This window comes from Vreelandella glaciei, assembly GCF_013415125.1.
Lineage (GTDB): Bacteria > Pseudomonadota > Gammaproteobacteria > Pseudomonadales > Halomonadaceae > Vreelandella > Vreelandella glaciei.
The window spans coordinates 30,265-52,568 of sequence record NZ_JACCDE010000035.1 but is presented as its reverse complement, the minus strand read 5'-3'; the positions used below and the strand labels follow the sequence as shown (position 1 = coordinate 52,568).

Here is a 22,304-nt window from a genome sequence, read left to right as displayed (position 1 = left end):
GTGTCTGAAGGACGGAAAGTGGTTAAAAAGTAGCCGATGTAAGTCGAGCCAGTAGGTGTTTAGCGGTGTTACAGCCTGAGTGCGGTACTGGCTGAGGTACTATGAGAAATCCAGGCTAGAGAGGGGCCTTCAGCCCACCGGCCTTTCGGTGCTTCTTTGTCGAGCAGCGTATTCAGGTAGTAGTAGGAGTGTTGCATATTCTCATGATCTTCAGGCGTCGAGTTGGGAATAGGCAACTGCGATTTCATACCGCCCATCTCTTCAATAACAGCTAACCACTGCTGCTGATGGTAAGTATCGCGGGCAATGAGGAAAGATAAGAAATCTTTCATGCCGTGGTCATCAGTCCAGTTATATAAGCGCGAGGCAAGTACCCTGCCGCCAGCTTCCGCGGTGGCGTTTGCCAACATATCAGCGCCGATATTACCGGTTGCATAAACATGGCTCATATCAAACGGTACGCCATTGGCGTTGACCGGCATAGCGGACAGGCCAGAGGATAATAAATGGCGTGGATTGGCACCGCCTAGAATGGCATTCATGACTGGGTCTTTCGCAGTGGCTTCCTGATAAGAAACCGGCGCCCCTTCTAAATTAAGCGCAACCGCGTGCCCCAACATCTCGATATGCGATAACTCTTCTGTCGCTGTCGACATCAGCATGTCACGAATACGATCATCGCCACGCGCGCCCATTGCCTGGAAAAAATACTGCATCGCAACGCGGATTTCGCCTTCGATACCCCCAATGGCCTGCTGAAGCAGCATCGCAAACTCAGGGTTAGGCTTATCGACTTTCACTGGATACTGCAATTTTGCGGAATGATGAAACATAGGTTGCACTCCTTGTAGGTAGACTGTCAGGAATTCCTTTCCCTGACAGTATGCTTAAGGCTCTTCCTTAAGTATGTTGGTAGCTTCCAATGCGATAACCATTAAGGGTTCCCTCCCTTGTTGGTTAACTTCCTCTCATCCTTGAGCCTTTTCTAATCGAGCAATATGGAGAATAGTCACCAAGCTGAGCACTTCAAGCTATCTGAACTTTAAATAGTCCTTTTTAATATTTATCAAAAAAACCGCTTAAAATAAATCAAACACAAACGGCATTTAAACTTTTTTTAAAATACGGCTTAAAAACAAAAAATATTTAACAACATACGTTATAAAACAACTATTTATCAGCAAAACTAATTAGTTATTTTTTTTTAGCTTTATAATAGCGTTACTGAAAGGGTGACTGCTCACCCACTGGAACAATAACCGGAAAGCCACCACTGCTTCTGTCAGCTCACCAATGTAAAATATTAACGCTTCCCTTGAGGGAGCATGACGGGGAGGGGCGAGTAGCAATAAAATTGTAGAAAATCTTCTACTTATGTTAAAGATAACTTTTACTTACCCAGCAGCTGGACGCCACACCCACCGAATGCCTACAGTATTTTAGGTATGATTACATGCTCGCAACTAGTATTTAACTCCTCTTAAATATTTGTAATGGTTGATTTATAGGTTTGAACAGTAACGTATATTGCTTCAGATGGGGTAGTTGACTAACAGAGCACATTTACCACTATATTGGCTGTTTAGCTTGCGCCAGTTTATAGAGAGAGTTTTGACGTTTATGTAAAGCCGTAGGTAGCAGCACCGTCTCCTTTCTGCCTGTTACCACCACCAAAGAAGGCCCCTTAATTTCAAACATTTTTTAATAACGGTTACCTAAACTAACCACCACGGTATGAGATAGGAGGTCAGGGATGACACAAGAAGTCAGCGACTTCATCATTGATAGGCTGAAACAGTGGAAGGTATCGCATATTTTCGGCTATTCCGGGGACGGTAATAATGGATTGATGGGCGCGCTCAATCGCGCTGACGACTCGATTACCTTTGTGCAGCCACGGCATGAGGAAATGGCAGCGTTCATGGCTTGTGGCTATGCAAAATATACCGGCGAGGTGGGCGTTTGCATGGCTACCTCCGGGCCGGGCGCGATACATCTACTTAACGGCCTTTACGACGCTAAAAAAGATCACATACCGGTCGTCGCTATCGTAGGCCAGCAGGCCCGCACAGCGTTAGGTGGTGAATACCAGCAAGAAGTGGACTTGGTCTCTTTATTTAAGGATGTGGCAGGTGATTTTGTACACTTGGCGACTAGCCCTGGGCAGGTTCGTCATTTGATTGATCGCGCCATGCGCATCGCCGCCGGTGAACGTACCGTTACCGCCATTGTGGTACCCAACGACTTACAGTCTCAAAAAGCGGTTGAGATCCCCGCACATGCCCATGGCACCGTTCACTCTGGCGTGGGTTATACGTCCGCCAACGTGATACCCGACGAGCACTCCCTGGCCCATGCGGCAGACATACTCAACGCCGGGGAGCGAGTGGCTATTTTAGTCGGCGCGGGGGCTAGAGGTGCCGAGAGAGAAGTTGAAGAAGTTGCCACCCGCCTCGGCGCCGGTGTTGCTAAAGCCTTGCTGGGGCGAGATGTGCTGCCTGATGATCTTCCTTACGTAACGGGCTCGATTGGGCTGCTAGGCACCAACCCCAGTTGGACACTCATGGCAGAGTGCGACACGTTATTGATGATTGGCTCTAGCTTCCCCTATTCGGAGTTTTTACCGCCCGAGGGCCAAGCAAGCGGCGTGCAGATTGATATCGAACCCCGCATGTTGAGCATGCGTTACCCCATGGACGTCAACCTCACCGGCGATACTCGCCTGACGCTCCAGGCCCTGATCCCTCTGCTAACGCATAAAAGTAATCGTGATTGGCAGCAGGCGATTGAAGCCGATGTCGCCGAATGGTGGGAGCTGCTGCGTGAACGCGCGATGGGTGACGCACACCCCATCAACCCACAACGCGTGTTTTGGGAAGCCTCACAGCGCTTGCCCGACAGGTGCCTGCTCAGCTGTGACTCCGGCTCGGCTACCAATTGGTATGCGCGCGATCTTAAGTTTCGTAACGGTATGCGCGGCTCGGTTTCCGGCGGCCTGGCAACCATGGGAAACGCGGTGCCCTACGCCATCGCAGCCAAATTTGCTTACCCTGAGCGTGTTTCAATCGCTTTTGTGGGCGACGGTGCCATGCAAATGAGCGGCAATGCTGAACTGCTCACTATTGGTAAATATTGGAAACGCTGGGATGATCCACGGCTCATTGTCATCGTCCTTAATAACCGCGATCTTAACCAGGTTACCTGGGAAATGCGTGTTCAGGATGGCGACCCTAAATATGAAGCATCACAGGACTTGCCTGACTTTTCCTACGCGCAGTATGCCGACCTGGTTGGCTTGAAAGGCATTGAAGTAACCGATCCAGAGCAGATTGGTAGCGCTTGGGATCAGGCCATTGCCAATAACTGCCCCACCGTTATTGATTTTCATACAGATCCTGACATTCCCCCCATTCCACCTCATATTTCCAAACAACAGGCAAAGGCCTATATGTCAGCAATGCTGCATGGGGATCCGGATGCTCTGGAGACGATCAAAGCGTCTTTAAAACAGTTCTCGAAGAGCTTTATTGCTAAAGCGCCTCATCTCAGGAGGCATTAATGGGGTAGAAGGCGCCGCCATGGGCTCAAAGCATTAGGCAAGCCGGCGCGCACGCCGCCAAACTTAAAAAATGCGCTGCAAGAAAACCGTTAGTCAGCATTTCTTAGGACCATTGATATAAATCTTACGGCGACATTATCCAGGAGGGAAATCATGAACCGTCAATCCACTGATAAGCGCGAAGAGCGTCAGAAGGCCAAGCAACTGCTAGATAAGGACATGCCTACTGACAATCAGCAAGCTGGGCATGAAGGCTCCCATCATGAAGAGCCCCAGCCCTTTCGACCCGACGAAAACGTCGATAATCAGAAAGCTGATAAAAACTCTTCACCAAGCCATAACACCTCTCTTGAGGCAGCCCCTTTTTCTGGCGCACAGCTGGCGAAGGAGAAAAAAGCGCATAAAGACAATATTGATAAAAAAACAGATGAGGTCGATCCAAAGAGCAGCGAATAGCCTCGATCTCAGTCGAGCATTGAGCCTTTCTTGACCGCTATGGTTACGTTTACCTGATGAGGTAGTTACCGTGAAAAATCCAGTTTATGATGATAAGCAACAGCTTATCGGCCACTTTATTAAAGATAATTACCTAAAGCGGGTAGCGCTTGAAGCCAGCGATGGCAATACCTACAGCGTGCCTAATCAGGAATTAACCCGCCAAGACGAGCACTGGGTGCTAGCAAAGCCATTGAGTGAATTCGTAAAGCTCAATGCTTTTCGCAAGCAACAGGAACATGTCGATGAAATGAGCGATGAAAGCTTCCCGGCCAGCGATCCGCCGGATTTTACGCTCGGGAAGAATGACCCTAATTAGCAGAGGCGCCCCATCAGTTGTGATTAACGGCTAACGGGCACTTACTTTAGCTGAACTAAATAAACATTAATTACCATTAAGGCATTGACGCTGCCTAGCCGTTATCGCTGGGCAGCGTCAATGTTATCAGGGAGTTCGCTATGAAAACCAAAAAAGGGAAAGGCTTTTTTGGGTCTCAGCGCGCACTTTTAATCGTTGTATTAGGCGTATTGTTAGCGCTGGCCTTACCAGGGTGCCGCTATCCCCAAGACATAGAACATACGATGGAACGACTCCAAGGAGGGGCGCTGGAAGTCGGATTGACTGAAAACCCGCCTTGGGTGGTCCGCCGTGAAGACGGCCCTGCTGGCCTAGAACCAGACATCATCCGCTCATTGGCGGAACGGCTTAATGCAGAAATCCGCTGGCATTGGGGCAGTGAAGATAGGTTGCTAGCCGCTCTGCAGCATCGTCAACTTGACCTGGTAATAGGGGGATTAACGAATAGCTCCCGCCTGAGCCAACAAGCGGCGCTGACCCGCCCCTATTATCAAAGCCGCTATACCGTCGGTTTTCCGTCAGGGATACCGTTGCCCACTTCGCTAGAGGGTCTTGAAGTCGCTATTCCTCCTGTTAATCATATGTATACAGCCCTTAAAGAAAGAAATGCCAAGCCGATCAAAGTTGCCAGTATCACCCGTGCCGAGGGACCCGTTGCCGGGCCTACTTGGTGGTTATCGGCGCACGGGTTGGTAGCCGGCCCCTGGGAGATCATTACCGATAAGCAGGTAATGGCGCTGCCCAAAGGTGAGAACGCTTGGATGCTGGCATTGCAACGCCACCTTAATGGCTACTCCAACATTGAGCAGCGACTGCAGCAACTGGAGGCGACGCAATGAAAGTAAGGCAAGCGTATCAACTGCCCCCTGATAAACAGAAAGACCTTGATTACCTCGTGCGGCTTGAATGGTGGAACCTGGGGTTTCGCATTTCCATCGTCGGCGTACTGGCTTTAGTGCTAGGCAGTAGTCAGGCCATGCGAGTAGCTTGGTTTGAAGACATGCTCTCTTTAATTCCTCCTATCGCTTTTCTGGTCGCCATGCGTTATCGCAACCGAGCGCCTAATGAAGTCTTTCCCTATGGCTATCAGCGAGCTACCAGTATCGCTTTTCTCTGTGCAGCCACGGCGTTGGCGCTACTCGGCAGTATCCTGCTGCTTGATTCGCTGCTGAAGCTCGCCAAAATGGAGCACCCCAGCATTGGCGCCGTCGAGTTCTTCGGCACTACTTTCTGGATGGGGTGGTTAATGATTGGTGCGCTGATTTATAGCGTCATCCCACCGGTCATCATCGGCCATTTACAGATGAAAGCCGCTAAAAAAGTGCATGAAAAAACGGTGTTTGTGGATGGCAAGATGAGTAAGGCGGATTGGATGACGGGGCTTGCCGCTATCGCAGGAATCGTCGGCGTTGGCGCTGGCCTATGGTGGGCGGATGCGTTGGCAGGTGCGCTTATCGCGCTTGATGTCACCAAGGATGGCGTGACTAATGTGAAGGAGGCGGTGGGTGACCTTCTCGACCGAAGACCCCGTTTTACTTCTAAAACTGAACCGGAACACCTTGCTGAAGAGCTGGAAGAGCAATTATGTGCCATGGGGTGGGTCGCCAGTGCCGCCGTGCGCTTACGTGAGGAAGGGCACATCTTTAGCGGCGAAGCGTTTGTGGTGCCCCATAGCGATGAGAATTTGGCTCAACACTTACGCGACGCTGCTCAGTTTTTAAACCATTACGATTGGCGTATTTATGAGGTAGTGGTGACGGCTTGGCCCAGTGAAAACTGAATCAAATCGCCGATATTGTAAAGCTTTTCACCATTATCGAACTCCCGAGACGAGATACCCTGACCGGGTTCATTTATGCTCACATTACTTAGTGATATGTCGCTAACCGTCGCTTTTGCACTGTTCAGCGTTTGCGCAGTCGTTATTGGCATCATTGGTACTCGGCTGGCACGAATTGTTGACGACCTAGCTGACCGCACCGGGTTAGGTGAGGCGATAGCTGGTGCTGTCTTACTTGGGATGGCTACCTCACTATCAGGCATTGTGGTGTCGGTTTCTTCCGCCTGGACCGATAAACCTGAACTGGCAATGAGTAATGCGCTGGGTGGTATCGCTGTTCAAACGCTATTTTTAACGATCGCTGACATGGTATATCGGCGCGCTAATCTCGAACACGCCGCTGCCTCCCTTGGCAACCTGATTCAAGGCGCCCTACTGCTGTGCTTACTCAGTCTGTTGCTGTTAGGTCGCTTTACGCCCGAATGGACTTTCTGGCAAGTACACCCCATCACACCGCTGTTATTTATTGCTTACCTGTTTGGGCTAAAGCTGGTTAAAAATGCCCAAACCCGCCCGATGTGGTCCCCGACTCGTACGCGTGAAACGCGTGAAGACCAGCCCGATGAGTCGCCCGGAAAGCTAACGCTGGTGCGTTTATGGCTGCTGTTTGTAGGTCTTGCGCTTACGATCGGCATCACCGGCTGGCTACTGGAACGAAGCGCTACGGTGATTGCGGCAGAAACCGGCCTTAGCCAAGCGGCTGTCGGCGTTCTGCTGACCTCAATAGTGACATCATTACCTGAGCTAGTAACAACGGTTGCGGCGGTGCGCCGTGGGGCGCTAACCCTCGCGGTGGCAGGCATTATTGGCGGTAATGCGTTTGATACCCTGTTTGCCGCCGCGTCAGATGTGGCTTATCGCGGCGGCTCAATTTATCACGTCATTCCCGATCAGGTAATGTTATGGGTTGCTCTCGCGGTGTTAATGACAGGCGTATTAATGCTGGGCCTGCTGCATCGCCAAGAGCAGGGGCCTGGCCGTATCGGCTTTGAAAGCCTGGTCATTATCGGCCTCTACTTGGCGGGAATAGCGACATTAATGGTGAACTAGCCGCCGCAAGGTAGTGGCACATTTATATCAAAGGAGCATTGGTAGTGATTGGAAGCACGTTAATGGGGGTTATAGGCACCTTACTTATTTTGCTGGTGGTTTACGACGCGATTCGCACCACTTTATCGGTATCCAGTTCAGGCCCACTGACTAACCGGTTGGTCAGTGGGCTATGGTTTATGCTACTAGGTATTCATCGTCGGCGAAAAAGCCATACCATGTTGTCCTCTACGGGCCCATGGATAACAATGGCACTACTGCTGACATGGTTTCTAGTCGCTTGGCTGGGTTGGTGTTTACTGTTTTGTAGTTCACCGCAGGCCGTGGTGCTGTCTTCTTCAAACGCTACCGCTAGCTTAGTTGAGCGCGCTTACTATACGGGCTACACCCTCACAACGTTGGGCTATGGTGACTTTGTTGCCGGTAATGATAATTGGCGTCTTCCACCTGTTTTGGCTGCAGCTAACGGCTTTTTCCTTTTTACGCTATCGATTACTTATATTTTGAATATCATCACCCATGTTATTCAAAAACGCCAAACGTCCCTGACCATCAGCGCACTGGGCGAAAATCCACAGCAAATACTTGCGTCTACAAGCGGCGACGGAAAATTTGCAACATTAGTTAGCCAACTCCAGCCGTTACAACAGTCCATCAGTACCTTAGGCCAGCAACATTTAGCCTATCCAATCCTGCACTATTATCACAGCGAGACCAGTAGCAAAGCGCTTTCGCTAGCCATAGCACGCTTATACCAAGCCATTGCCATTGCCTGCTTTGCCAGCGCCAGCCTAGACCCCACTTCGCGTGAGCAGTTATTGATCACACGAAAAGCAATTGAGCAATTTCTGGATACGCTTGGCAGTGCGTTCATTCACCCTAGCCAACATATCCCTGATATTCCTGCGTTTAAGGGCTATGCCGACTTACCAGGCGTCGAGACATCGAACACCGAGATCCAGGACTATTTAGCCTCACTACCCTACCAGAAAATATTGGTGGCCTACGTTCATAAGGACGGTTGGCAGTGGCAGGATGTATGGCAAACAGAGAATGGAAGGGGTGCTTAGCGCATGCAGCGACTGAAATGAAATCGATGATTCATAGGGTGGACAGCCCGATAAGCTATCTACCTAACCAAGCAAAACCCAAATACACCGCCACCTGAATAAGGAGTAATGCGTTGATTCGGCAGCTAAGGCTTTACGTATTGATCAGTATTCTCTTTGCCGCCGCTGGCTGCTCATCGACGACATTTGGTAACCACGAGACAATGGAGCACCCGGATGAATCGTTAATCAATACGTATTGGAAGCTGGTGAGGCTTGATGGCGCGCCGATCATCGGCCAAGAGAACTTTCGAGAAGCCCACATGGTGCTGCACCAAGATGCTTCGCGCTTAGCAGGTGCCACCGGCTGTAATACGCTAATGGGCAGCTATCAAGTAGAGAACGAACACATCGCGTTCAACCAAGTCGCCGCCACTAAAAGGGCCTGCCCGGTGCCCCAAATGGAAACTGAGCGCACTTTTCTAGCCGCCCTCAAACAGGCAACCGCATGGCGTGTGGAGGGCGCAAGGCTTGTACTATCGAGTGATAACAATGAACCGTTGGCTAGCTTTGAAGCGGTGCATCTTTATTAAATCAATGAACGGTATATCTAATCGTTATTATTAAAGCTATAAACCGCACGACTGTTAAGACACAGACCCTGACAGAAACACACCGCGGTATAGCCCTTTATCCACACCCTGATAAAAACAGAGGTGTGGATAACCTACGTGTAGATACTTTTTAGGCGCGTACGAAAAAGCCGCCCTTTCGGACGGCTTAATCTAATTCTCTGACGCTTAACTTTTAACCACTTTTTCAGTGGTGCCGACACCAGGAGTCGAACCCGGGACCTACTGATTACAAGTCAGTTGCTCTACCAACTGAGCTATGTCGGCGCTTCACGTTTTCTTGAGAACATGATTGCTTCGCTGTTACGCTTTGCAATCAACAAGAAATCTTGTTGGCAATGGCTGGGGTACCAGGATTCGAACCTGGGAATGCCGCTACCAAAAAGCGGTGCCTTACCACTTGGCGATACCCCAGCAGTGTGGTGGCCAGAGACGGAATCGAACCGCCGACACGGGGATTTTCAATCCCCTGCTCTACCAACTGAGCTATCTGGCCGCTGCCAACGGTGCGTATTAAACTAAAAACGCCGCTTTTCGTCAACACCTTTGTGAAACTTTCTTGCGAGACGGATGCTTAGGAGTGTTCTGCTCTACACCGGTGCGATGAGAAGCATGCGCTGCGGAGTCTTCCCATCTAAGCCTGGCCCTACTCAATACAAGTCAGTTGCCCTACTTTTCACATGGCAGAGAAGCGATAGCGGACCTGCAAAGTCATGCCTGAGTGGGCGGTACATACCCTTCGGCCTGATCGGTTTCCTGATTGTCCAGGAAGCGCTGCATCTGTTCCATAAGGTAGGCACGTGATTCAGGGTCGAGCATGTTGAGGTGCTTCTCATTGATCAAACGCGTTTGCAGCGACTGCCACGCTTCCCAGGCGGGCTTGGAAACGGTCGCCTGAATCTCCTGGCCCTGCTTACCCGGCAAGGGCGGAAAGGGCAGCGCTTCGAGCTCTTTCTGGTACTTGCGGCAAAAAACCGTGTTACTCATAACGTACTCCTCTTGAAGTGACTGGTTACTTATAGCCCCAGATAACGCTTAGGCGTGGCCTGGGGTGGGATTGAGGGTAAATGGCGTTAGCTGGCTGAGCAGCGCTTTAACCGGGGCTGCCAAGCCCAGCGCGGGCGGATGGTTGATGTCGTACCATACGCCACTTTCGCGTACACCACCCAGCCTATCGCAGGTCACGGGTTGCGGGGTAATTTCCAGGCGAAAATGGCTGAACGTATGGTGAAAACTGGGCGCCGCACGTTCACGCGCGGGGTTAACGGCATGAGCTTCCAGCCAATCGTTGAGCTCGCTATGCTTGTCAAACTGCGGCAGGCCCCACAGCCCACCCCATAAACCGCTAGGAGGGCGCTTTTCCAGCCATACCCGGCCTTCCGGGTCACGCAGCATTAGCATGATCGTTTGTCGTGTGGGCAGCGCCTTTTTGGGTTTGGATTCCGGGTAGCGCTGGGGCTCACCGCGCGCATAGGCCAAACAAACATCGTTAAACGGGCAACTTGGGCAATCTGGCTTGCTGCGTTTGCATAGCGTGGCGCCAAAATCCATGATCGCCTGGGTGTAATCCGCCAGCCGCGCTGTTGGCGTGTAGTACTCGGCCAGCGCCCACAGTTTTCGCTCCACGGTAGGCTTGCCCGGCCAGCCGGGCAGTGCATGCAGCCGGGTGAGCGAGCGCTTTACATTGCCATCCAGAATGGCAGCCCGCTCCCCTCTACTTTGCGCAATGATAGCGCCTGCGGTGGAACGGCCAATGCCGGGCAGTGCCACCAATTCGTCAATACTGTCTGTTGGCAATTCGCCACCATGCTCCGCCAACGCAACTTGGGCGGCTTGATGCAAGTTGCGCGCACGGGCGTAGTAGCCAAGCCCTGTCCAGAGGTGCAGCACTTCATCCTGCGGCGCGGTAGCGAGTGCCTCCAGGGTGGGAAAGCGCGCCATAAAACGCTCGAAGTAAGGAATGACGGTGGTGACCTGGGTCTGCTGCAGCATGATTTCCGACACCCAGACGCGATAGGCGCTGCGTGGCGACTGCCACGGCAGGTCGTGACGGCCGTAACGGTCGAACCAAGCCAGTAGGCGTTGTTGAAATTCGTCTGCCGCCAGCCGCGGTTTGGGCATATCTGCCATGCACGCTCCTTAAACAGAAAGGGGGATCAAAGGGGCTAATAAAAAAGCGCCGGCGGTTAGGCCGGCGCAGCACTTATCGGTTCAGTTTGCTTGGGGTGAGAATGCTCAGTTAAACAGGCCGCGCAGCCCGTCACGCAGCTCCTTCCCAGCGCCTTCGCCTAAACGCTCATCCAACTGGTCCAATGTATCGCCTAAACGCTCCTCCAGCTCTTCATTGACGCGCTCGCCAGCTTCGTTGCGCAGCAGGTCGACTACCGCCACCTGGAATGTTTCACGGTCAAAGCGGCACCACTCAGTGCGCTCACCGCCTAAATGTCCTTCACAACGAACGGGCAGCGGCAGTTGCTCCAAGCGGGGATTCACCTCACAAGCCGCGTCGGCGGTGTCTACTAAGCGGGCATTCGCCTGGGTGTTAAAATTCATACTGGTAAGATTGAGTTCGCCCTCCCCCTGAACATCAATGCCGGGCAGAGTGATCAGTAGATCGTCGCTCTCGACTAAACCATTGCTGATTTGGAAGGTGGCATCGAAACGCTCAAAGCGGGTATCGGTGTGCCATTCGCGCAGCGTGCCCTCGCCTCCTAACTGGGCTACCAGTTCACACATTTGCTGGGAAATGTTGGTATTTAAAATAGCCCCATCGTTCAGACGAGCCGTCAGGTCCCCATTAAGGTTGCTGATGAGCGCTTCGCGGCTATTGCCTTGACTCGTAAGGCCGCCAGATAAATTAAAGCGACCGCGCAGTGGTGACGGCTCCTCTCCTTCGCTGATGGCTTCAATCAACGGTGCCACCTGAACGCTGTTAATGGTTGGCGAAAGCGCCCATTCCAGAATAGAGCCCGTGGCATCGACTTGACCGGTAGCGCTGAGCTCGCCTTCGTAGAAGCCCGACTCAAATGCCGTTAGCCGGTGAAGACCGTCGTCACCACGCAGTTGTAAGCTAGGGTTATTGAACGTTAATCCTGCCAAGATGAGGTTATCGACGCTTAAATCACCCTCAAGTGACAGCCGAGTAAGAAGCGATTGCGGCACTAATGTGCTGGAAACCTGAGCAAAGGCTTTACGCAGCAGGCTACGGCTAGCCTGCTCGGCGGTAGCGGCACCGGGTAGATAGCGATCCAGATCCAATTGATCACCGGCTAAATCAAACGCTAGGCGCGAGCCATCCAACGCGGCGGTCAGCTCGCCAGTAAAGGTGCTATCATCGACCACCAACGAGAGGCTAGACAAAGAGAGTTGTTCAGCATCCCCTTCAATAGGGCTGGTCATGGCCACATCGCTAAGTGCGGCCTCGCCCGCTGTGGTGAGCGTAATGCCAGCACGAGTCAGCCAGGGGCGCAGCGTAAACGGGGCCGCGGTTAACTGACCGCGATAGCGTGGGGCATCGCGCAGTTGCTCAACATTGAGGTGGCCACTAACTTTTAGGCCATCCGGCCCGGTGAGCTGCAGGTTTTTTAACTGCGCCGTTTGTGCTTGCCAATCACTCTCCAGACCAAAGGCAAGTGCCAGCGCCAGGCTACCTTGCCAGTTATCCGCGTTGCGCAGGCCTGCTTCAAGCACCCCTTCTGTGATCGAAAGCTGTTGCTCCCCCATGCGGGCGACCAATTCAGCCGCTTTTAAGCTGAGCTGTTGTGGTTCGCTCCCTGCACCTTGCGTCGTTCGCGTGGTTAGCGCCATATTTTCCAGCACGAAAAGCTCGTCTGCCAAGCCAAGCCGCACGCGGGTTTCGAGATTGATCTCGCTGCTCAGGTCAGGGGTGCGCTCCAGCACTTCGGCATCCAGCCGGTTATGCTTGGTCAGCGTAAACATTGCCTTGAGCGGGAAGGCGCGCACCGGGTTGACGTTACTGCCTGAAATATTGAGTTGCTGCATTCGCCACAGCGCTTCGGTTTGTGCATCGCGGAAACGAATATCGGCATTCTTCACTTCGACGCTGGCGATGCTCAACACCACTGCCAGACTTCCCGCATCAGCATTAGGCCCTGCACTGGCGGGCGCCAACACCGTTTCAGCGGTGCCGTCGTTATGCTCGGAGAGTCGCTCCAGCAAGGGTTCCCAGTTGCCTTCGCCTTGAGCGTCGCGCTCTAAATTAAGGCGCATACCGTCCAGCGTGAGGCCGTCTACAGCAATTTCTCCACGCAGTAGCGGACCGAATGCTACGCTGACTTCGGCACGATCAATGGCGGCGAAGGCGGCACTTTCTTCAGCTTGCTCGGGCAACCAGGCACGGGCCTGTTCTACACTCACACCGATACGAGGATAGAATGACCACGCAATGGGACCTTCCAGCGCAAGATTGAGCCCGGTTTGCTCTTCCACGACAGCCGTTAAACGAGGTTTGAAATCTTCGGGGTCCAGGAAAGTGGTGACATACACCACGGCGGCGACCGCAACGATGGCAATAATACCGACCGCTGCCAGCAAAATACGTAATAGCTGTTTCATTTACCCTTTCCCTTGTGGGTCTAACTCAACAAAATCGCTGGTGGCGGGCATTCCCGGCACTGGCGTTTCTGGATTGGTCATAGGCCGGTAGCCTAATTTGGAAAGCAGCACGCGGTCAGCCAATGGTAAGGTGGAGGTTTCTATCCGCAATACACGGCCTTCCTGTTTGGCTTGCTCGCCAAGCAGCGCCATTAAGCGCGAACCGACGCCACGGCGGCGCGTAGTTTTACGCACACAGAGCTCAGACAACCACCACGCCCGGTCTTCGCCTTCTTGCACGGCGACAGCCCCCAGCAGCCGATCATTGAAATGGGCACAGGCAAAAAAATGCTGACCTTTAAAATGTTGTTCAATAAATGGCTCAACCGTTGGGGTGGGCATGCGCTCTTGGGGCGCATCCTCATAAATGCGCATTAGGTCAAGGCGCACTTGCTCATCGGCTTCCCAACGGGCCTGGTCGACGTGGTGCAGTGTCACCGGCATGGTGAAATCCTCTTCGCCAAAGCAGCCTGGCTGCTATTTCTGCTGCAATTGATTGCAGCTACATTTCGCGCATTGTAGCGGATGAGGGCGCCAATTCACTATAATGGTTGCTTCGCCACAGGTTATGCCCTGATCCACAGTGGTAAGTTGATACAAAGCCACCGGCCATTTCACAGGATCGTTCCTCAGGGTAATCCCTCAGAGTGCGCCTTAGCGCAGGAGATGCAACATGTCAGCGCGTATTGCCACGGTTAGCCGTGACACCAACGAAACCCAGATCAACGTCAGCGTCAATCTCGACGGCGAAGGCCGTCTTAGCTGCCAAACCGGCGTTCCGTTTTTGGATCATATGCTTGATCAAGTTGCCCGCCATGGGATGATCGATCTCGACATCAATGCCACTGGCGACCTGCATATTGACGACCACCATACCGTAGAAGACCTGGGTATTACGCTAGGCCAGGCTTTTTTTGAAGCCATTGGCGATAAGCGCGGCATTTACCGCTATGGTCACGCCTATGTACCCCTTGATGAAGCACTCTCTCGGGTGGTGATCGACTTTTCCGGCCGGCCGGGGCTTTACATGAATGTTGAGTTCACCCGAGATACCATCGGTAGCTTGGACACCCAGCTGTTCTGGGAGTTTTTCCAAGGCTTCGTCAATCACGCTCGCGTGTCGCTGCATATCGACAACCTCAAAGGCTTTAATGCTCACCACCAGGCAGAAACGATTTTTAAAGCCTTCGGCCGAGCGCTACGTATGGCCGTGGCGGAAGACCCCCGCATGGCAGGCCAAATGCCCTCCACCAAAGGGAGCTTGTAATGCTGCGCTATGTGACGAGCTATGTGACAAGCGATGCCGCTAGCTACTATCCCTCTACCTCCACAAGGAGCGCTTCATGACCATTGCTGTGATCGACTATGGAATGGGCAACCTGCATTCCGTGGCCAAGGCGCTGGAGCATGTGACGCATGAGAATGTAGTCATCACCCGCGACCCGCGACGTATTCTTGGCGCGACGCGCTTGGTGCTACCTGGCCAGGGAGCTATTCGTGACTGCGTTGGCGAGCTTGAGCGCACCGAGTTACGCGGGCTGGTGGAGGATATTCTCACCCGTCAGGCCAAACCGCTGCTGGGTATCTGCGTGGGTCAGCAGATGTTGCTGGAGCGCAGTGAAGAGAATGGCGGCGTTGAGTGCCTGGGCTTTTTTAAAGGCAGCGTGGACCGTTTCCCTGGTGATATGCGCGACGCCCACGAGCAGCGTTTGAAAGTACCGCACATGGGCTGGAATGTTGTCGAGCAGCATCACGACCACCCTCTGTGGGCAGGTATTGATAACCGTGAGCACTTCTACTTCGTGCACAGCTACTACGTAAATGCGGATGACGATGCCCAGGTGTTTGGTACGACCCAATACGGCAAGGTAAACGCCCATGTCGCGATTGGTCGAGATTCGACCTTCGCGGTGCAGTTTCACCCGGAAAAAAGTTCTCGCGCGGGCCTTCGCCTGCTTGAAAACTTTGTCACCTGGACGCCCTGAGAGGATTTTGTATGTTGGTAATTCCCGCTATTGATCTCAAAGACGGCCAGTGTGTCCGGTTGAAGCAGGGTCGCATGGAAGATGCGACCTCCTACGGTGATGACCCAGTAGCCATGGCCGCACGATGGGTAGAGGCTGGCGCCCGCCGCCTTCATTTAGTCGATTTGAACGGTGCTTTTGAAGGCAAGCCGGTGAACGGTGACGCAGTTACCGCTATCGCCCGTGCCTACCCGAACCTGCCGATTCAAATTGGTGGTGGCATTCGCAGTGCGGAAACCATCGAGCACTATTTAAGTGCCGGTGTCGCCTACGTGATCATCGGTACCAAGGCAGTAAAAGAGCCCGACTTCGTTGGCGAAATGTGTCGCGCCTTTCCAGGCCATGTGATTGTTGGGCTTGATGCCAAAGATGGCTATGTCGCCACCGACGGCTGGGCTGAAGTATCAACGATCAAGGCGACTGAGCTGGCCAAGCGCTTCGCTAACGATGGTGTCTCCAGCATCGTCTACACCGACATTGCTCGCGACGGCATGATGCAAGGCGTCAACGTCGAAGCCACCGCAGCACTTGCCCGTGAAGGCGGCTTACCGGTGATTGCTTCCGGCGGTGTGACCAACCTGGACGACATCAAAGCACTCTGCGAAGTTGCCGATAGCGGCATTTTGGGTGCGATTACCGGCCGGGCAATTTACGAAGGCAGCCTGGATGTCGCCGAAGCACAGCGATTGAGCGACCAGCTAACGGGAGGCGGTTCATGAGCCTCACCAAACGCATTATTCCCTGCCTGGACGTCGATGCCGGGCGCGTAGTCAAAGGCGTCAATTTCGTCGGTATCCGCGATGCCGGTGATCCGGTGGAAATTGCCCAGCGTTATAACCAGCAGGGCGCCGACGAGATCACCTTTCTTGACATTACCGCCAGCCACGAAGACCGCGACACAACGGTGGAAATGGTTGAACGCATTGCTGGCGAAGTGTTTATTCCGCTGACTGTGGGCGGCGGGATTCGTAGCTGTGACGATATTCGCACCATGCTGAACGCCGGGGCGGACAAAGTCTCGATCAACACCGCCGCGGTCACCAACCCTGAGTTTGTGCGCGAAGCTGCCGAGCGTTTCGGTAGCCAGTGCATTGTGGTGGCGATCGATGCCAAGCGCGTCTCGAAAGAGGGCGAAACACCCCGCTGGGAGATATTCACCCACGGTGGCCGCCGCCCCACAGGCCTTGACGCCGTTGAGTGGGCGAAGAAGATGGTGGAGTTCGGAGCGGGCGAACTACTGCTCACCAGCATGGATCGCGACGGCACCAAGATTGGCTTTGACCTGGGCGTGACTCACGCGATTTCTGAAGCGGTGAGCGTGCCAGTGATTGCCTCTGGCGGTGTAGGCAACCTGGATCACCTGGTGGATGGCGTACTGAAAGGCGGTGCCGACGCGGTGCTGGCCGCCAGTATTTTCCACTTTGGCGAATACACCATCCCTGAAGCAAAGCGCTACATGGCCGAACGCGGTATCGAAATGCGGCTTTAGTTTTTAAGAGCATGTCTTTGAGAACATAGCCTTTAAGACGTAAGCCTGCCGGGGCTTTAAGCCCCGGTATCTTCAAGCGATAAGCCAAGATTACTGACCCCACCGTTGCGCCCTAATTCACGCACCTCTTTTAGTGCCGCTTTATCCAGCGGTTCGCTGACCATTTCCAATACGGCATCCTGAAAGTCGTTCTCGTCGGCCATCAGCGGATGGTCGCGAATAATCAGCGCCAGTTTTTGTGCGTCAACCTCACCTTCAGTGAGCTCTATAAAGGCACGCACGCCCGCTCGGGATGTGCGGCTAACATCCAGCACGGCCTCTGGGGAGTCGCCTTGTAGGGTGTCCAGCAGCGCCGAGACCGATACCACTGCATCCAGCGCACGCCGAGCGCCAAAGCTGTCATCCTCTTCGGAAGGCTCACATTCGGCGAGCTTCTCCGCTTGGCGAGCAAAGTCGATACTGGCATTGGGCACATTAAGCCGTTCCCACACCAAACTCAGCACGGTACGCAGCGTATGGCTATCGCCGTGGCCTGTGGTTTGCTCATACAGCACATAGTTAGGCAGCAAACGCTCACACAGCGCCGCCATAAAGGCTTGCTGGGCCGGTAGTGGGAGTTCTTGCAGCCGTAAATAAAAGCCCTGAGGTTTCGGCACCATACTGATTTCCTGGATCGCTTTACGTGGGATATTGGTGAAATGTGGCGGGTACGTTATCGTCTCTCTACGCTTGGGGCGATCCCCTAACGCTTTGATGATTGTACGGCCGGCGAGGAGATTACCATGCATATTCATCTGCTACAGCACGGCCCTGACCATGGCCCCGCCCGTTTAACCGACTGGCTTACCAGTATGGGCCATAGTTACACCGTTTTTCATCTCTATGCTGGCGAGTTAACGCCCCGCCCAAACGAATCTGATGCACTGATTGCACTTGATGGGCCTGAAACGCTACTCAGCCAATCACCAGCGTGGTTTAAAGCAGAAGATAAACTGATCAACCGCTACTTGGATGGTCAAAAACCGTTATTGGGGATTGGCATTGGCGCTCACTGGATAGCACAAGCGCTCGGCGCAGTGGTAGCTCCCGGCACTTACGCTGAAACCGGGTGGCATACGGTCACCCTGGCACCGGAAAGCTCACTGGATTTGCCCGAGTCGTTTTGCGCCTTTATGTGGCATCGTTATGTCTTCAGCTTGCCCGATGATGCCTTTGCCCTGGGGGGCAGTGAAGCCGCACCGCTGCAGGGGTTTACCTGGGATAGCGGCCGCGTCATCAGCCTGCTATGCCATTTGGAAGCCACGCCTGCCAGCGTTAACCACCTGTTGAGCGAGGCCGAGCGGCCCAGCGCCTCACCTACCGCCGCCCGCTATGTTCAGGACGATGCGCAAATCCTTGAGGATGCCAATCGCTTTATTCATCTAGCACCGCTGCTTGACCGCGTGATGACCCAGTGGTTAAAAACGAACTAACAGCACCCCGTGCAGCCATTATCGGTTCCACTGCCTGGCAACCGCCAGGCAGCTCTCCCAATCACCGACATGGATTTCTGGTGGTGTGCTCTCGCGCTGCTTGTCTAAATGATAGCGGTAGAGCGGGTCGTAGTACTCGGTAAGCAGTGGCGCGAGCCACGCTTCATGGGCCTGAGGATTACCGTGGGCATGCTCGTTAAACGCCAGTGCCTGAAGCCGCTGCAAACGCTGCAGCCGTGCATTACCCAAACGCTTGCCCAGACGGATCAGCGCATTACTTAACTGCGCCTGCATCAACTGCCAGCCCTGATAGGCGCCATAGCGAGCGGCATAGGCCTGCTCTAAATCGATAATGTAATCCTGCTGAATTTGAGCAAGGCGCCAATCCAGCGGCATTTCGATACGCACACGGGGCGCTTGCTGCAATGCTCGCCAGAAGCTCAAGGGAATATTGGCACTGCCAATCTGGCGGGACTCATCTTCGATAACCAGCCTTTCAGTTAAGCTGATTAATCGTTTGGCCAGCGCATGCTCAAAATTGATTTGTGTGGCAGGCTCTTCCGGCCTGCGCCCGAAAGCAGAGCCTTTATGGTGCGCGAAGACTTCGAGATCAACGCCTTTATCGAGCTGATTAATCAACGTCGTTTTTGCACACCCAGTCAGCCCTGCGACCACCAGTATCGGCTGCAGCGCGGCCGTCTCAATACGCTCACATAGCGCTTGGCGCATGGCTTTCCAACCACCCTCCAAGCGTGGTCTTGAGATGCCGGCATCTTCTAACCACTGCTGAGCAATTTGTGAGCGCAGCCCACCGCGAAAGCAGTAAATCAATGCATCTGGACGCTCGGCTAAATACGCCTGCCACGCTGCAATTCGAGCTTGCTTGACCTCACCGCTGACTAAGCGTTCGCCTAACGCAATCGCCGCGGCTTGGCCCCGCTGTTTATAGGCGATACCTACCTGATGACGCTCAGCGTCAATCATTAACGGCAGATTGACGGCGCCAGGCAGTGCGCCCTGGGCAAACTCGACCGGGGCGCGCACATCTATTAGCGGCCGCTCTTCTTTGATTAGGCTTAATACCGCTGGTCGGGTGGCTAGCGTCACCCGACCACCTCAATAGAGGCTTTACCTTGGCGCGCTTTCATTACCCCGAATGAGTGTAATGACAGACCGAATTCGCGGCCAATGCGCTCAACGTCATCTTCCCAGGCAGGATCGACACTAATGAGCAGTCCGCCAGAGGTTTGTGGATCACACAGCCACTGCCAGTGGGCTTCATCCATGGCGGGCAAGCTCTCCCCCAGCGCATCACGATTGCGCAATGTGCCGCCAGGCACTGCGCCTTGGCGACGGTAGGACTCTGCCTCGGCTAAGCGCGGCAGCTTACGGAAATCAATCTGGGCCATCACATTACTGGCCTGGCACATTTCGGCAAGGTGGCCGGCCAAGCCAAAACCGGTCACATCAGTCATGGCGTTCACCCCTTTCACATCGGCAAGCTTTATGCCAATGCTATTAGGCTTGAGCATGGTTTCGCGGGCAAGGCCATGGTGGCCCATTTCCAGCAAGCCACGCTTTTCGGCGGTGGTTAACATACCGATACCCAGCGGCTTGGTTAAGAACAGCAGATCACCAGGTTTGGCGGTGCTATTAAGCTTGAGCTTGTCTAGATCGACCAAGCCGTTAACGGCCAACCCGAAAATGGGCTCTGGGGCATCAATAGAGTGGCCACCGGCCAGGGCAACACCTAATTCCCGGCACACCGCCTGCGCGCCGGCCATCACATCACCAGCCACTTCAGCGCTAAGCTTATCCAACGGCCAGCCTAGAATGCCTAACGCCATTACCGGCGTGCCGCCCATGGCGTAAACATCGCTGATCGCATTGGTCGCCGCGATACGCCCAAAATCAAAGGGATCATCAACAATCGGCATGAAGAAATCCGTGGTGGCGATCATGCCGCGGCCATCGCCCAGATCATACACGGCAGCATCTTCGCGTCCTTGATTGCCGACAATAAGCTGCTTATGGCCCGCAGTTGGCCCCGCTTTGGCTAGAATCCCATCCAGCACGTCCGGGGCAATTTTGCAGCCGCAGCCGGCGCCGTGGCTATATTGGGTCAAGCGAATCGAACTCATCGTGTCTCTCCTTGGCACTTAGGGGATATCATCAGTTTAACGCAGTATGGCACATGCTACAGTGCTTCCAGCGCATCGCTGAGCTTATCCACGGCGATCACTTCCATGCCTTTTGGCGCCTGCTTGGGTGCATTGGCCCGCGGCACGATGGCACGCAGAAAACCGTGTTTGGCCGCCTCGGCAATACGCTCTTGGCCACTAGGCACTGGGCGTATTTCGCCAGAAAGCCCAACTTCACCGAATACCACTAACTCTTTGGGCAACGCGCGGTTTTGCAGGCTAGATACGACTGCCAGCAGCACTGCCAAATCGGCGCTGGTTTCAAGCACTTTGACACCACCGACAACGTTCAGAAATACGTCTTGGTCACCGGTAAACAGGCCACCGTGGCGGTTGAGCACTGCCAACAGCATGGCCAGGCGATTTTGATCAACGCCAACAGCTACCCGGCGGGGATTGCCAAGCGCAGACTCATCTACCAGTGCCTGCACCTCGACCAGAATTGGCCGCGTACCTTCCCAAACCACCATCACCAGGCTACCGGGCGCTTGCACTTCTTGGCGGGAGAGAAAAATCGCGCTGGGGTTTTTGACTTCTTTAAGACCCTGCTCAAGCATCGCGAAGACGCCTAGCTCGTTAACGGCACCAAAGCGGTTTTTCTGACCCCGCAGGGTGCGAAAGCGTGAGTCTGCGCCGCCTTCTAATAACAGCGACGCATCAATCATATGCTCAAGGACTTTAGGACCCGCCAGCGAACCGTCTTTGGTCACGTGCCCCACTAATAGCAGAACGGTATTGGTCTTCTTGGCAAAGCGCGTTAACGCGGCGGCTGACTCGCGCACCTGAGCAACGCCACCAGGCGCTGAGCTAATGTCTTCCAGATGCATGGTTTGGATCGAGTCGATCACTAGGATTTCCGGCTTTTCACGCTCAGATACCGCCAGAATAGTTTCCACACTGGTCTCGGCCAGCATTTTCAAACCGTTGGTGGGCAGTTGCAGGCGGTGGGCACGCATGGCTACCTGAGAGAGCGACTCCTCCCCCGTCACATAGAGAATACGGCGCTGCTGGGCTAGCTTACAGGCCGTTTGTAGTAGCAGCGTTGATTTACCTGCACCAGGATTCCCGCCCAACAGAACCGCCGAGCCGGGTACCAGCCCGCCGCCTAACACGCGGTCAAACTCAGCGAACGTGGAACTCATGCGAGGAACCTCGCTGAGATCAACATTGCCAAGATCAATCACTTCTCGCGAGAGATCACCTGTGTAGCCTGAGCGCCCAGAGGCTGCTCCGCCACCAGGGCGCGCACTCTCTAAACGCACCTCGCTTAGAGTGTTCCACTCTTGGCAACTACTACACTGCCCTTGCCATTTGCGATATTCAGCGCCGCACTCAGTGCATACAAAGGCGCTTTTAGCTTTGGCCACTGCCATTACACTCCTACTGTTGCTGTCGCTATTTGACAACATTCACTACGTTGCCACCTGCATTAAAAGCCACTGACCATTGCCACTCGCGTCAGGCCTTGCCTCGACAAACACAAAAGGCGGCCAGTGGCCGCCTTTGATACTGCTGACTAGC

At 53.9% G+C, this 22,304-nt stretch carries 22 protein-coding genes and 3 tRNA genes; 13 read left to right on the top strand and 12 right to left on the bottom strand.

The window, feature by feature from the left end; translation table 11 throughout:
• Positions 1 to 68: 68 nt before the first annotated feature.
• The gene (locus HZS80_RS19605; protein WP_179917046.1) at positions 69 to 833 is read right to left on the bottom strand and encodes a manganese catalase family protein; all 765 of its coding nucleotides are present in this window, start codon (positions 831 to 833) and stop codon (positions 69 to 71) included.
• A gap of 920 nt (positions 834 to 1,753) precedes the next feature.
• On the opposite strand from HZS80_RS19605, the gene HZS80_RS19600 reads away from it, so the two are divergent.
• The 8 genes from HZS80_RS19600 (at position 1,754) to HZS80_RS19565 (ending at position 8,944) form a co-directional block, all read left to right on the top strand.
• Entirely contained in the window at positions 1,754 to 3,559 is a 1,806-nt protein-coding gene (locus HZS80_RS19600; RefSeq protein WP_179917045.1) for a thiamine pyrophosphate-requiring protein, read from the top strand.
• Between the two features lie 153 nt (positions 3,560 to 3,712).
• Positions 3,713 to 4,015: a hypothetical protein gene (locus tag HZS80_RS19595; protein ID WP_035555783.1), complete on the top strand. Its 303-nt coding sequence runs from the start codon at positions 3,713 to 3,715 to the stop codon at positions 4,013 to 4,015.
• A 70-nt stretch (positions 4,016 to 4,085) separates the two neighbouring features.
• Entirely contained in the window at positions 4,086 to 4,373 is a 288-nt protein-coding gene (locus HZS80_RS19590) for a hypothetical protein (RefSeq protein WP_179917044.1), read from the top strand.
• 140 nt (positions 4,374 to 4,513) lie between these two features.
• Positions 4,514 to 5,251 carry a substrate-binding periplasmic protein gene (locus HZS80_RS19585; RefSeq protein WP_179917043.1) on the top strand — a complete coding sequence of 246 codons (738 nt, stop codon included), beginning with the start codon at positions 4,514 to 4,516 and terminating at the stop codon, positions 5,249 to 5,251.
• Positions 5,248 to 6,192 carry a cation efflux transmembrane domain-containing protein gene (locus HZS80_RS19580; RefSeq protein ID WP_179917042.1) on the top strand — a complete coding sequence of 315 codons (945 nt, stop codon included), beginning with the start codon at positions 5,248 to 5,250 and terminating at the stop codon, positions 6,190 to 6,192. Before HZS80_RS19585 ends, HZS80_RS19580 begins: the two co-directional genes overlap by 4 nt.
• A 75-nt stretch (positions 6,193 to 6,267) precedes the next feature.
• Positions 6,268 to 7,302 (top strand): sodium:calcium antiporter, encoded by a 1,035-nt coding sequence (locus HZS80_RS19575; RefSeq protein ID WP_035555791.1) that lies wholly within the window; start codon positions 6,268 to 6,270, stop codon positions 7,300 to 7,302.
• A gap of 44 nt (positions 7,303 to 7,346) precedes the next feature.
• A complete protein-coding gene (locus tag HZS80_RS19570) occupies positions 7,347 to 8,372 on the top strand; it encodes a potassium channel family protein (RefSeq protein WP_179917041.1) in 1,026 nt (341 codons plus the stop codon).
• Positions 8,373 to 8,485: 113 nt separating this feature from the next.
• The gene (locus HZS80_RS19565; RefSeq protein WP_179917040.1) at positions 8,486 to 8,944 is read left to right on the top strand and encodes an META domain-containing protein; all 459 of its coding nucleotides are present in this window, start codon (positions 8,486 to 8,488) and stop codon (positions 8,942 to 8,944) included.
• A 230-nt stretch (positions 8,945 to 9,174) separates the two neighbouring features.
• Here HZS80_RS19565 and HZS80_RS19560 read toward each other — a convergent pair.
• The 7 genes from HZS80_RS19560 to HZS80_RS19530 form a co-directional block, all read right to left on the bottom strand.
• Positions 9,175 to 9,250 (bottom strand) — tRNA-Thr (locus HZS80_RS19560).
• 72 nt (positions 9,251 to 9,322) lie between these two features.
• Positions 9,323 to 9,397, bottom strand: a tRNA-Gln gene (locus HZS80_RS19555).
• A 6-nt stretch (positions 9,398 to 9,403) separates the two neighbouring features.
• A tRNA-Phe gene (locus HZS80_RS19550) sits at positions 9,404 to 9,479 on the bottom strand.
• 215 nt (positions 9,480 to 9,694) lie between these two features.
• Positions 9,695 to 9,970 (bottom strand): oxidative damage protection protein, encoded by a 276-nt coding sequence (locus HZS80_RS19545; RefSeq protein ID WP_008957624.1) that lies wholly within the window; start codon positions 9,968 to 9,970, stop codon positions 9,695 to 9,697.
• 48 nt (positions 9,971 to 10,018) lie between these two features.
• The gene (gene mutY / locus HZS80_RS19540; protein ID WP_179917039.1) at positions 10,019 to 11,113 is read right to left on the bottom strand and encodes an A/G-specific adenine glycosylase; all 1,095 of its coding nucleotides are present in this window, start codon (positions 11,111 to 11,113) and stop codon (positions 10,019 to 10,021) included.
• Between the two features lie 105 nt (positions 11,114 to 11,218).
• Positions 11,219 to 13,558, bottom strand: coding sequence for an AsmA family protein (locus HZS80_RS19535; protein ID WP_179917038.1), 2,340 nt, complete (start codon positions 13,556 to 13,558; stop codon positions 11,219 to 11,221).
• On the bottom strand, positions 13,559 to 14,041 hold the full coding sequence (locus HZS80_RS19530; RefSeq protein ID WP_008957627.1) for a GNAT family N-acetyltransferase: 483 nt from the start codon (positions 14,039 to 14,041) through the stop codon (positions 13,559 to 13,561).
• Positions 14,042 to 14,270: 229 nt separating this feature from the next.
• Between HZS80_RS19530 and hisB the strand changes: the two genes are divergently transcribed.
• The 4 genes from hisB to hisF all read left to right on the top strand — a co-directional run bounded on the left by hisB (position 14,271) and on the right by hisF (position 17,110).
• Positions 14,271 to 14,864 carry an imidazoleglycerol-phosphate dehydratase HisB gene (gene hisB, locus HZS80_RS19525; RefSeq protein ID WP_035555798.1) on the top strand — a complete coding sequence of 198 codons (594 nt, stop codon included), beginning with the start codon at positions 14,271 to 14,273 and terminating at the stop codon, positions 14,862 to 14,864.
• Between the two features lie 76 nt (positions 14,865 to 14,940).
• Positions 14,941 to 15,582, top strand: a complete 642-nt coding sequence (gene hisH / locus HZS80_RS19520) for an imidazole glycerol phosphate synthase subunit HisH (protein WP_035555799.1) — start codon at positions 14,941 to 14,943, stop codon at positions 15,580 to 15,582.
• A gap of 11 nt (positions 15,583 to 15,593) precedes the next feature.
• Positions 15,594 to 16,340 (top strand): 1-(5-phosphoribosyl)-5-[(5-phosphoribosylamino)methylideneamino]imidazole-4-carboxamide isomerase, encoded by a 747-nt coding sequence (hisA, locus tag HZS80_RS19515; RefSeq protein WP_179917037.1) that lies wholly within the window; start codon positions 15,594 to 15,596, stop codon positions 16,338 to 16,340.
• Positions 16,337 to 17,110 carry an imidazole glycerol phosphate synthase subunit HisF gene (gene hisF, locus HZS80_RS19510; RefSeq protein WP_008957631.1) on the top strand — a complete coding sequence of 258 codons (774 nt, stop codon included), beginning with the start codon at positions 16,337 to 16,339 and terminating at the stop codon, positions 17,108 to 17,110. The genes hisA and hisF overlap by 4 nt, the downstream gene beginning before the upstream one ends.
• 56 nt (positions 17,111 to 17,166) lie before the next feature.
• On the opposite strand, the gene HZS80_RS19505 is transcribed toward hisF, so the two are convergent.
• Complete coding sequence (locus tag HZS80_RS19505; protein WP_035555802.1) at positions 17,167 to 17,769, bottom strand: YjaG family protein; 603 nt, start codon at positions 17,767 to 17,769, stop codon at positions 17,167 to 17,169.
• 123 nt (positions 17,770 to 17,892) lie between these two features.
• Here HZS80_RS19505 and HZS80_RS19500 point away from each other — a divergent pair, with 123 nt between their 5' ends.
• A complete protein-coding gene (locus HZS80_RS19500; RefSeq protein WP_179917036.1) occupies positions 17,893 to 18,582 on the top strand; it encodes a type 1 glutamine amidotransferase in 690 nt (229 codons plus the stop codon).
• Positions 18,583 to 18,600: 18 nt separating this feature from the next.
• On the opposite strand, the gene mnmH is transcribed toward HZS80_RS19500, so the two are convergent.
• From mnmH to radA, 3 genes are read right to left on the bottom strand one after another with little or no spacing between them, the layout of a single operon-like run.
• On the bottom strand, positions 18,601 to 19,689 hold the full coding sequence (gene mnmH, locus HZS80_RS19495) for a tRNA 2-selenouridine(34) synthase MnmH (RefSeq protein WP_179917035.1): 1,089 nt from the start codon (positions 19,687 to 19,689) through the stop codon (positions 18,601 to 18,603).
• A complete protein-coding gene (selD, locus tag HZS80_RS19490; protein WP_035555808.1) occupies positions 19,686 to 20,723 on the bottom strand; it encodes a selenide, water dikinase SelD in 1,038 nt (345 codons plus the stop codon). The genes mnmH and selD overlap by 4 nt, the downstream gene beginning before the upstream one ends.
• A gap of 56 nt (positions 20,724 to 20,779) precedes the next feature.
• Positions 20,780 to 22,150: a DNA repair protein RadA gene (gene radA / locus HZS80_RS19485; RefSeq protein ID WP_008957636.1), complete on the bottom strand. Its 1,371-nt coding sequence runs from the start codon at positions 22,148 to 22,150 to the stop codon at positions 20,780 to 20,782.
• Positions 22,151 to 22,304 lie beyond the last annotated feature (154 nt).